8 protein-coding genes are annotated in these 9,572 nt (G+C 57.6%); 3 read left to right on the top strand and 5 right to left on the bottom strand.

Features of this window, described 5'->3' with window-relative positions; all coding sequences use genetic code 11:
• Positions 1-192 precede the first annotated feature (192 nt).
• From E1297_RS07085 to E1297_RS07070, 4 genes are read right to left on the bottom strand one after another with little or no spacing between them, the layout of a single operon-like run.
• Positions 193-1,536: an FAD-binding oxidoreductase gene (locus tag E1297_RS07085; protein WP_155135735.1), complete on the bottom strand. Its 1,344-nt coding sequence runs from the start codon at positions 1,534-1,536 to the stop codon at positions 193-195.
• Positions 1,536-3,032 carry an aldehyde dehydrogenase gene (locus E1297_RS07080; RefSeq protein WP_155135732.1) on the bottom strand — a complete coding sequence of 499 codons (1,497 nt, stop codon included), beginning with the start codon at positions 3,030-3,032 and terminating at the stop codon, positions 1,536-1,538. Before E1297_RS07080 ends, E1297_RS07085 begins: the two co-directional genes overlap by 1 nt.
• Positions 3,032-3,940 (bottom strand): dihydrodipicolinate synthase family protein, encoded by a 909-nt coding sequence (locus E1297_RS07075; protein WP_155135738.1) that lies wholly within the window; start codon positions 3,938-3,940, stop codon positions 3,032-3,034. The genes E1297_RS07080 and E1297_RS07075 overlap by 1 nt, the downstream gene beginning before the upstream one ends.
• Positions 3,941-3,959: 19 nt before the next feature.
• On the bottom strand, positions 3,960-4,664 hold the full coding sequence (locus E1297_RS07070; protein ID WP_155135729.1) for a GntR family transcriptional regulator: 705 nt from the start codon (positions 4,662-4,664) through the stop codon (positions 3,960-3,962).
• A 133-nt stretch (positions 4,665-4,797) separates the two neighbouring features.
• On the opposite strand from E1297_RS07070, the gene E1297_RS07065 reads away from it, so the two are divergent.
• The 3 genes from E1297_RS07065 to E1297_RS07055 all read left to right on the top strand — a co-directional run bounded on the left by E1297_RS07065 (position 4,798) and on the right by E1297_RS07055 (position 7,671).
• Positions 4,798-5,781 carry a GlxA family transcriptional regulator gene (locus E1297_RS07065; protein ID WP_155135726.1) on the top strand — a complete coding sequence of 328 codons (984 nt, stop codon included), beginning with the start codon at positions 4,798-4,800 and terminating at the stop codon, positions 5,779-5,781.
• A gap of 521 nt (positions 5,782-6,302) precedes the next feature.
• Positions 6,303-6,785, top strand: a complete 483-nt coding sequence (locus E1297_RS07060; protein ID WP_155135723.1) for a MarR family winged helix-turn-helix transcriptional regulator — start codon at positions 6,303-6,305, stop codon at positions 6,783-6,785.
• Positions 6,772-7,671: an alpha/beta hydrolase gene (locus E1297_RS07055; protein WP_155135720.1), complete on the top strand. Its 900-nt coding sequence runs from the start codon at positions 6,772-6,774 to the stop codon at positions 7,669-7,671. The genes E1297_RS07060 and E1297_RS07055 overlap by 14 nt, the downstream gene beginning before the upstream one ends.
• 37 nt (positions 7,672-7,708) lie before the next feature.
• Here E1297_RS07055 and E1297_RS07050 read toward each other — a convergent pair.
• Positions 7,709-9,572, bottom strand: a 1,864-nt coding sequence (locus E1297_RS07050) for an autotransporter outer membrane beta-barrel domain-containing protein (RefSeq protein ID WP_155135717.1), incomplete at its 5' end; no start/stop codon positions are given.

Genomic DNA, 9,572 nt, shown 5'->3' with positions numbered 1-9,572 from the left:
GATGAAGTGGTCACGGAACGCCTTTCAAGGGCCTTTGACCGCATAGCCGCACGTTCCTCGCCCTTGACAATCAATTCCATTTGTCTTCATCGCCCACTTCTGATGCATGGGCGCATATTGTGCTTGTTGCGATTAGCTTCAGTATGCAGAGGTCTTTCGCATCAAAAGGGGCAATAATTCGAGCGGTTGGTATTATTCAGCAGCCGCGTGCCATTCTTTGAAGCGCAGGACCGCATTTGCACCCCAGTCCCGGAAAGGCTGCGGCGGGAGTTTTGCTGGCTCGGGTTCCACCGTGAAATGCCGGGTAATATCGCTGTCCACACCACAGGCCAGCTCCGCGGCCCCGATGCCGGTCAATGTCCCGCGCGCGGTGCCCAGCCCGTTCTGGACACATGCCGAATAGACATTATCTTCCAGTTGGCGCATGAGCGAAACAGAATTGCGGGTCAAGCAAAGATGGCCTGCCCATTGATATTCCATCTTCATGCCCCGCAGCTGCGGAAAGCGTTGCTCAAACTTGCGCTGCATCACCCGTGTTGCCCGGGACAGGTCAGATGCCGTGGGCTGCATTGCCGAGTTCAACAGGGCACAGGTACGTGTGATGATCCTGTTGCCGCCCTGACCACTGTCAATCCGCCGCATGGTGGTGCCCATCGGGTCGGACGGGGTCACGCCCCATCTTGGGCGCCCGCCAAGCCTGTTTAGGGCCTCCCGGTCCAGTTCGGGCGTCATCACCGCAAACAGGAACAGCTGCATCAACCGGTTCCCGGCATATCCAAAACTGGCAAGGTGGCCATTGACCCCCAGAATGATCTTGCCCGTCGACACGGAGCCTTTCGGAGTGGCGATTTTCCAACCGTCTCCTTCCGGGGCAAAAGACAAAGCAGGACTGTTTTCAAAAATCGAAACCCCTGACCGCTTCAACCCTGCGGCCAGGCCACGGATGTAACCTGCCGGTTGCAACATCACCGTTCCCGGTGTGTAAAGCCCGGACCTGTAATGCGCACTGCCGGTCAGTTCAATCATCTGCCGGTGATCCAGCAGCTCATAGCCCTCCCCAAGTGTTTTGAGGTGCGCCGCATAGCTGGCATTATGCGCATCAGCCTTGTCACTGGCCGCCCCGTTCACTTTTCCTGCGGGATCGAAATAATTCTGATCGATCTGGTACTCATTGACCGCAGCCTGCGCGAAGGCGATGGCCTGACGATTCATGCCGATCATTTCCCGGTCGTTTCCGGCACCCGCGTAGTTCTCGGAGGTCAGATCATGGGGCAAATCGATCATGAAACCGGAATTTCGCCCGGCAGAACTCTCTGCAATACGGGACGCTTCAAGGACCACGACCCTGGCCCTTGCATCAAGCTGCAAGAGCCGCCGGGCTGCCGACAATCCGGCAAATCCCGCCCCGATCACGGTCACATCCGCAGAGAATTCGGTTTCAAGACCTTCCGGCACAGGTTGATCCGGCAAGATCCGGTTCCACGCGGCCGGGCCCTTCAGTGCGGGAAACCGCCGCGCGGACCGTTTTGCGGTCATCACACAGCCTCTTCCGCATCGTCTGACAGATCGATCCAGATGGTTTTGATCTGAGTGTATTGATCATGCGCTGCCAGACCGTTGTCACGGCCTCCAAAACCGGATTGCCTGAACCCGCCAAAGGGTGTCGAGATATCTCCTTCGCCAAAACAGTTGACGGTCACCGTGCCTGCCTTGATGGACCGTGCACCACGCAACGCCTTCTTGGCATTTCCTGTAAAAAGGGCGGCGGCGAGACCATACTCGGTGTCGTTGGCAAGAGCGATCGCTTCCTCGAAACTCCTGACCGGGATCACACTCAGAACCGGCCCGAAAATCTCTTCGCGCACCAGGGAAGATCCCCGCTCCGGTTCCAGAACGGTCGGTTCGACAAACGCACCTGCATGGGTCTTGCCGCCCATCAAAACATGCGCGCCGGTGTCGAGATATGAGGCGACTTTTTCGAAATGCGCTTTTGAAACAAGCGCACCGACCCGGTGTTCGGGGTCCAGCGGATCACCGAGTGCCCACTCCCTCGCATGGGCGGCAATGCGCTCCAGCAAGGCATCCTTGATGTCATCCTCAACGATAAGGCGCGAACTGGCGGAACAGTTTTCGCCCATGTTCCAGAACGCGCCATTGACCACATGCGCGGCAACCCGATCCAGATTCTCGGCGTCTTTCAGCACAATACACGGGTTCTTGCCGCCCATCTCAAGAACAACTTCCTTGAGATTGCTGTCGGCCGCATACCTCAAGAACCGGCGGCCGGTGTCCGTCGACCCGGTGAACGAAATCATGTCGACATCCATATGCCGCCCAAGCGGCTCGCCAACATCCGGCCCGGTGCCCGGCAAGACATTGAAAACGCCGCGCGGAACACCCGCCTCAGACGCGAGTTCTGCCACTCTAAGCGCCGTAAGCGAGGTTTCTTCGGCCGGTTTGACAATCACCGAACATCCGGCAGCAAGTGCCGGACCGATTTTCCAAGCGAGCATCAACAGCGGAAAGTTCCAGGGCAGGACAAGCCCGACAACACCGGCCGGCTCCCGCACAATCATGGCGACATGATCATCGGATGCAGGCGATACCTGATCGTAGATCTTGTCGATGGCTTCCGCATGCCATGTCAGGCAATGGATGGTCTCGGGCAAGTCGACTGTTTCGCAATCAAAAATGGTCTTACCGCTGTCAAGGCTCTCCATCACAGCCAATTCGCGCAAATTGCGCTTGAGGAGCTTCGCAAACCGGATCAGAACCTGCTTGCGATCGGCTGGCGGCATTTTTGACCATCGCCCATCCTCGAAGGCTTCACGCGCCTTTTGGACCGCAAAGTCGACATCTTTTGCATCGCAAGCCGCAACTTCCGCCAATGTATCACCCGTTGCCGGGTTTACCGTGGCAAAAACCGCGCCGGATTGCGCCGGACGATACGCCCCGTCGATATAGGCATTTGCCGGCAGGACAAGCTGTGCGGCAATCGCCTTGTACTCGTCACGTGTCAAAAGGCCTGTCATTATTCTGCTCCCGCCATGATTGCTTCAATGGTGGTCTTCAAGACCCTGACGACCTGCTCAAGCTCGCGTTTGTCATCCTTGTTGAGCGCCTTCAGCGGCGGCCGCGGCGGACCGGCGGCATGCCCGGTCAACTCGACCCCGTGCTTCACGCACTGGATGAATTTGCCACCCTGTTCAAGTACCCGCATCAAAGGCATCATCGCGGACATGATCCTGCGGCCTCTGGCGAAATCGCCCTGCACGACACAGGTCCGATAAAGCGCAATATGCTCTGCCGGCAGAAAATTCGATCCGGCGCAAACCCAACTGCGCGCACCCCAGGCGAAAAACTCCAGCGCCTGATCGTCCATCCCGCAGGCCATCTGGATATGCGGATAGTCGCGCGCCAGAAGATGCACGCGATTGATGTCGCCGGAACTTTCCTTGATGGCGCAGACATTGCGCGAACGCCCCACCCGGTCAAGAAACTCCTCACCCATGTTGACACCCATGCGCCCAGGATAATTGTAGAGCATGATTGGCAGGTCGGCCGCCCTGTCCACGGTCAAAACGTTCAGCGCATTTTCCCGCTCGGTCGGGACCGCGTAAGGCGGCGTGGCCACCAGAAGGGCATCGGCCCCGATCTTGGCCGCCCCTTCGGCGAGTGCTATGGAATCGGGCGTCCGCATCGTTCCCGTTCCCACGATCAACGGACTGCGGCCTGCCAGTTTTTCAAAGGTAAACCGTGCCAGTTCAAGGCGTTCCTCGACCGTTTGCGTATAATTCTCGCCTGTCGACCCGCCGGAAATCAGGCCGTGAACACCCGCTTCAACCAGATGGTCAATCACGGCTTCCAACGCCTCCCACCGAACCTGCCCCATGTCGTCATAGGGGGTGATCACAGGCGTGTAGATGCCTTCAAAATTCATCCTTGGTGTCATATTGACCTCATGCGGAGCGCTGTTTCGGGGGTGCCCCGAGCGGGGCATTCAAACCGTCAGGCATGACGAACAACTCGATCTGGTCCCGCGACAGCGCCCAGTGTTCGAGCGCAAGTTCGGCTGCCCGGTCGTCATCGCCGGTCTCAATCGCGGCAATCATGTCATCGTGCTGCTGACAGGCCAGATCGAGCCGGTCGGCCTTCGCTCCGGACTTTGGGCGAAAGAAGGTCATGGCAATCCGGGTGTGATCGATCAGCAGCCGGTCCAGACTTGCCTGAAGATAGCTGTTTCCGGCCATTTCCCCCGTGATCCGGTGAAACCGGTCATTGGTCAGCGCCCGTTCGGTAACGCTGCCGGATCGCAGTGCCAGGCGAAAGTCTTCCTGCGCCCGCTTCAACTCTGCAAGTTGCTGGGGTGCAGCATTTTGCGCGGCCAGCCGCATGACTGCGCTGTAAATCAAAGGAGCTGCAAGAAAAAAATCCCGAAGCGTCAGATGCGTCATGTCGGAGACGCGTGCGCCGCGCTTCAAGGTGACATACCCTTCACCGGACAATTGCTGCAGGACTTCACGCAAGGGCGTTCGCGACAAGCCATAGCGATTGCACAATTCGCTTTCTTCCAAGGCGCTGGCCGGTTGCCGCTCAAGGGTCAGTATCGCCCGTCTCAGGTCCTCGTAAGCGGCCGTTTTGGCCGTGCCGCGTTCGGAAGCCATGTTGATACTCCGGTTCAGTTTCGGTTGACCGACTTGTATACATTTTGAATACAATGAATATACATACTATGTATATAGATGTTCGCCGGGTGTTTCGATGAACCTGAGGCGACACAAGCCGGAGAAAAACGACATGCCTCTCACGTCCGATGTCACATTCCTGCTTCTCGACGAGTTTGCGCATATCGCTTTTTCCTGCGCTGTCGAACCGCTTCGCATCGCCAATCTGGTGCAAGGCAGGGAACTCTACCGGTGGCGCCTCGCCTCACCGTCCGGGGAGAGAGCGGTTTGTTCGAACCGGACGGTCACTCTGGTTGACCAAGGACTGGATCCCTTGCCACAGCACAGCAGCCTGTTTCTGGTCTCGGGGCTGAATGTAGATCATCACGCCACCCCGGACGTCCTTGCCTTTCTGCGAAGGGAGCGGATGCGCGGCACCCGGATTGGTGCGATCTGTTCAGGAGCCTATGTGTTGGCCAAGGCCGGTTTTTTGGACAACCGCAAAGCCGCGATTCACTGGGCCTTCCATGACAGTTTCGAAGAGAACTTCCCCGATGTGCAGCTGTGCCGGAACGTATTTGTCGCCGACACCGCCTATGTCACTGCATCAGGGGGGACAGCCGCCACCGATCTGATGCTGCACCTGATCGGTGGCGCACATGGTCCTGATCTCGCAGCAGCAATTGCCGATCAGATGGTTTACTCAGGCGTCCGCCCGGCAGAAGCGGCTCAACAGATTTCGGTTCAGGCCCGATACGGCATCCGGAACCGCCATATTGCTGAAGCCCTGCGCCTTCTGGACGAAAGCGCACCACATTACCTGCCGATGTCCGAAATCGCCCAGCGGATTGGCATATCCCCGCGCCAACTGGAGCGGCTGTTTCAAAAACACCTGAAAGTGTCGCCGAAAAAATACGCAATTGACCAGAAGCTGAACAAGGCGCGCAACTTGCTGCTTCAGACAGAACAATCCATCACCGAGATCGCTTTGGCCTGCGGCTACGAATCCGCCTCGCATTTTGTCCGGACCTATCATGGGCGGTTTGGCGTTACACCGCAAAAGCAACGCGTCGGCTCCCGCTCCGCCAAAGAGTACATACCCATGCAAGGTCTGTGATCGAAGCGCACACCAAGAAGTGCGGGGAGCGCAGAAAGTGGCCTTGGGATTTCCAGCCTGCCTTCAATGCGTCTAAAAAATCTAACGCGTGGCTTCAAGGTCATAAATGACCGTTCCATGATCAATCTCCCGTGCGATCGTGCCTTGAGATCAGCACAAATATCGATCTGACCCTGAAACTCCCCGATCTGCTGCTTGGCGTCACTCCGGCAGCAAGCAAGGGTCCTATTGCGAGCCGTTGCAGGAGCACTTCGCAACACCGCCAAGACCGGGCATCGTGGCATCATCCCCGGCAATCGATATGCCCTCGGCACAATATGGGGCTGGTATAAGCCGCTCTGCCCCTCCCTCATTACCCAAACCACTGCAAGATTCCCGAGAATTTTGGCCTTTCGCGAACGACCATCGCGACATACCGGACGGCGGTCCGGAGACCTTGGTGCTTTCCGTTTACGTAAAATAGACTCGCCTTTTCAATTTAGTTCGAATATGAACTATATTGATTATCTCAGGAGCCATGGATGGCAGCAGGATTGCGGGTTTTTCATCTTCTTCAAGTTGCTCACAGCGCACTCTTTCGTGCAGCCGATCATCGCGCACGGCAGGAGATGGGGCTGACAATCACGCAGATTGCGGTCCTGATCATTCTCAATGACAGGGATGGGCAGCCAGCTTCCGAAATCGCAACGCGCCTTTCCATGGGAAAATCAAGCCTGACCGCACTAATCGACAGGTTGTGCGAGAAGGACCTCGTACGCCGGCGTCCCAGTGCAAATGACGGACGTGTCACGCTGGTGCATCTGGAAGATGCCGGACGCAGGGCGGCCGAAGCTGCGCGCATTCACACCCGCCACTACAACGCTGCCCTTCTGGAACCATTCACCGAAGAAGAGCAAAACGTCATTGGCAGGTTTCTTCAGCATCTCGCTCATAACGCCAACGCAATCATCAACGTACCGGATAACCCGAGCCGGGGGGAAGGATCCAGTGATGACGACAATTGACTCAGAGACCGTTACCTTTTCGACTGAAGATGGCTGTGATCTTGCCGGGGATCTATATATCGGCCAGTCACCTAAAATAGCTGTTGTCATTTCGGGAGGCACCGGCTTCCCGCGCCGGTTTTACCGGCAGTTTGCAAGCTATCTTGCAGAACAGGGTGCCGTCGTCCTGACATATGACTATCGCGGTATCGGCGATTCGAAAGGGGGATCCCTCAAAGGGTCAAAAATCGACCTGCCGGACTGGGGCCGGCATGACCTTCCTGCAGGGGTCAATGCCCTTGAAAAACGGTTCCCGGGACTGCCAATCACCCATGTCGGACACAGCGTCGGCGGGCATTTTGTGGGGTTGATGCCGAACCATGCCAAGGTGGCCCGCCACGCCTTTCTCGCCGTCAGCACGGGCTATCACGGGCACCACGCCCTCAGTTATCGCCCGACTGAATACTATTTCTGGTGGCTTCTCGGTCCTTTTTCACTTTTGCGTCACGGCTATGTGAAGCCAATGGGTGGATGGCGCGGCGAAGCCTTGCCGCCACAAGTCTTCAAGACATGGCGAAGATGGAGTCACCGGCGCGACTACTTCAAATCGGAAATGGACACCACACTGGATCCGCAGCGATACGCCCAAGTAGACGCGCCGATCAGAAGCTGGCTTTTCAGTGACGACCCGATCGCCACGGCCAAGGCTTCGGATGTCATGTTGGGTTTCTATCCAAATGCTCTGAAAACCCGGAAAGTGGTTTCACCTGAAGACATTGGCGTCAAGCGAATCGGCCACGAAGGCGCATTCCGCCCCGACTGCACAAAACTATGGAACGAGGTCTGGGACTGGCTGTCACAGGCGCAAGGTTCGACACAGCAACCGGAAACGCTTGCCGCAATCTGACGCAAGCCCCGCCCAAAAGCCACGCCGCAGCCTCAAGCTAGAACGGGATCGATCCGCCCAGACGGACGATCCCGTCGAACGTCTGGGCGGAACTGTAGCCGGCCTCGAAAGACGCCACGACCTTGCCACCTGCCATGGTTCCCAGAACGCCCTCGGCGCCAACAAACCCCCGGAACTCTGTGTCATCATCCCCCGGCGCAAAGTCGAGGGACGCCCCCAGAACCCGGGCGGAGACATCGTCGTTCGCCCGGAAATACGTATCGACACCCACCCGCAAAAACCCTTGCAGTATATTACCGCTTACGGTCGCAGCCTGGCTTGCCAGCTGCATCTGCGTGCGAATGTCAAAGACATGAACATTTCTGCTATCGACGGAGAGGTCTGCCTCCGAGCCGGTTTCCGAGAAACTCTCCAGATTCTGCCACGCATAGCGGACCCGTGCGCTCGGGGTCAGGTCCAGGTTTTTCAGGCGCAAAGGATGTCCAACAGTCAGTGACGGGCTTAGGAAATAGCCCGAATGGTCAGCGCGGGCAGTCTCAACGCCACCCGAAACCGTATTGTTCGTTATTGTCCGGCGGTCATCATACCGGATCAGGCCACCGCCGAGAACAGCTTCCGCAAAGAAGCCGTTGAAGACTGTCCCGCCATAGAGGCCACCATAATAGGCATCAATATCGGTATCGGAGGCGGATTGATCGTAGTTCAGGCTACCTCCCGTATAACCAGCAAAAATACCAGCATTTGCCGTGCCCAATACCGGTGCGTCAACGCCAACGACCACGTCGCCGAAGGTTCCGTCAAATCCCGAGAAGCCGCCACTGCCTTGCGTGTCCAGACCGGAAATCCCGGCCCGCCCCCAAACGCCACGCCGGCAAACGTCCGATGCTTCCATCCCGGCACCGCAGGCGCGTTGGGATGCGAGCCTGCTCTCGAGCGCATTTCCATAGCTCCGTGTCACGTCTATCAGGATGTCGTCTGCCACCCCAAATGGACTCGGATCCACGGCAACCACAACCGAACCTGATATGACGCCAACACCACTTGAGAAGGCAACCTCGCCGAGACCATCGCCTGTTAGTGTCAACACGGCATTCAGACCGTCTCCAAACGTCAAGGACGTACCCGATCCGGTGACAGACACCTCCCCCTCAAGCACACTGCCCGACAACAAGGTAATGGCACTGCTTTCCCCGCGGATATCCAGGGCCGAGCCGTTTGGAGCGTATATCTGTCCGGAATTTACAATCATATCGCCCATGCCCAGGGTTTCAATTCCGCCGGACTGAAGGGACGTGATCGTCCCGCGGTTATAAACCACCGCAGTGTCGCCCTCGCTCTTGATACCCTTGGCTGCCAACCCGCTGGTCGTTATCGCCCCATCGTTGGTCAGTACCGCCCCGCCAGCCTCGGACTTGATACCATGCCCCGACTGGCCAGTGGTGGTGATCGTCCCCTGATTTGCAACTGAAGAGCCGGTTCCCTTGCTCTCGATCCCGTACCCCTCCAGACCAGAGGCGCTCAAGCGGCCTGAATTGGTCACATCTGCTTCCTCACCGGAAACCGCAATCGAGTGTGCGAAATCTCCGGATGTGGAGATGGAACTGGAGTTTGCGATTGAGGCCCCGAAGCCGGTGGACAATATCCCGTAACTGCTATCGGCCCGTGTCGTGATCGTTCCCGAGTTTGTGATTGACGCGCCCGCACCGGTCGAATCAATCCCGTCGGACACTACCGACAGGATCGTTCCGCTGTTCACGATTGTTGCTGACAAGCCTTCACTTCTAATGCCCTTGGCTTCGGAACCGGATACCGAGATGGCACCTTCATTGGTCAGCCTCGCACCGCCTCTTTCCGATTTAATGCCGTGTGCCGCCGCTCCTTCGGTCTCGATCCTGCCGGAG

This window comes from Roseibium sp. RKSG952, assembly GCF_009711355.1.
The sequence above is the reverse complement of the archived record's forward strand: the minus strand, read 5'-3'. Positions and strand labels throughout refer to the sequence as shown.

What these genes read in the sequence shown, in the direction of transcription:
- E1297_RS07075 (WP_155135738.1), bottom strand. Translation starts at nt 3,940, where the DNA reads ATGAATTTTGAAGGCATCTACACGCCTGTGATCACCCCCTATGACGAC.
- E1297_RS07080 (WP_155135732.1), bottom strand. Translation starts at nt 3,032, where the DNA reads ATGACAGGCCTTTTGACACGTGACGAGTACAAGGCGATTGCCGCACAG.
- E1297_RS07085 (WP_155135735.1), bottom strand. Translation starts at nt 1,536, where the DNA reads ATGACCGCAAAACGGTCCGCGCGGCGGTTTCCCGCACTGAAGGGCCCG.
- E1297_RS07055 (WP_155135720.1), top strand. Translation starts at nt 6,772, where the DNA reads ATGACGACAATTGACTCAGAGACCGTTACCTTTTCGACTGAAGATGGC.
- E1297_RS07060 (WP_155135723.1), top strand. Translation starts at nt 6,303, where the DNA reads ATGGCAGCAGGATTGCGGGTTTTTCATCTTCTTCAAGTTGCTCACAGC.
- E1297_RS07070 (WP_155135729.1), bottom strand. Translation starts at nt 4,664, where the DNA reads ATGGCTTCCGAACGCGGCACGGCCAAAACGGCCGCTTACGAGGACCTG.
- E1297_RS07065 (WP_155135726.1), top strand. Translation starts at nt 4,798, where the DNA reads ATGCCTCTCACGTCCGATGTCACATTCCTGCTTCTCGACGAGTTTGCG.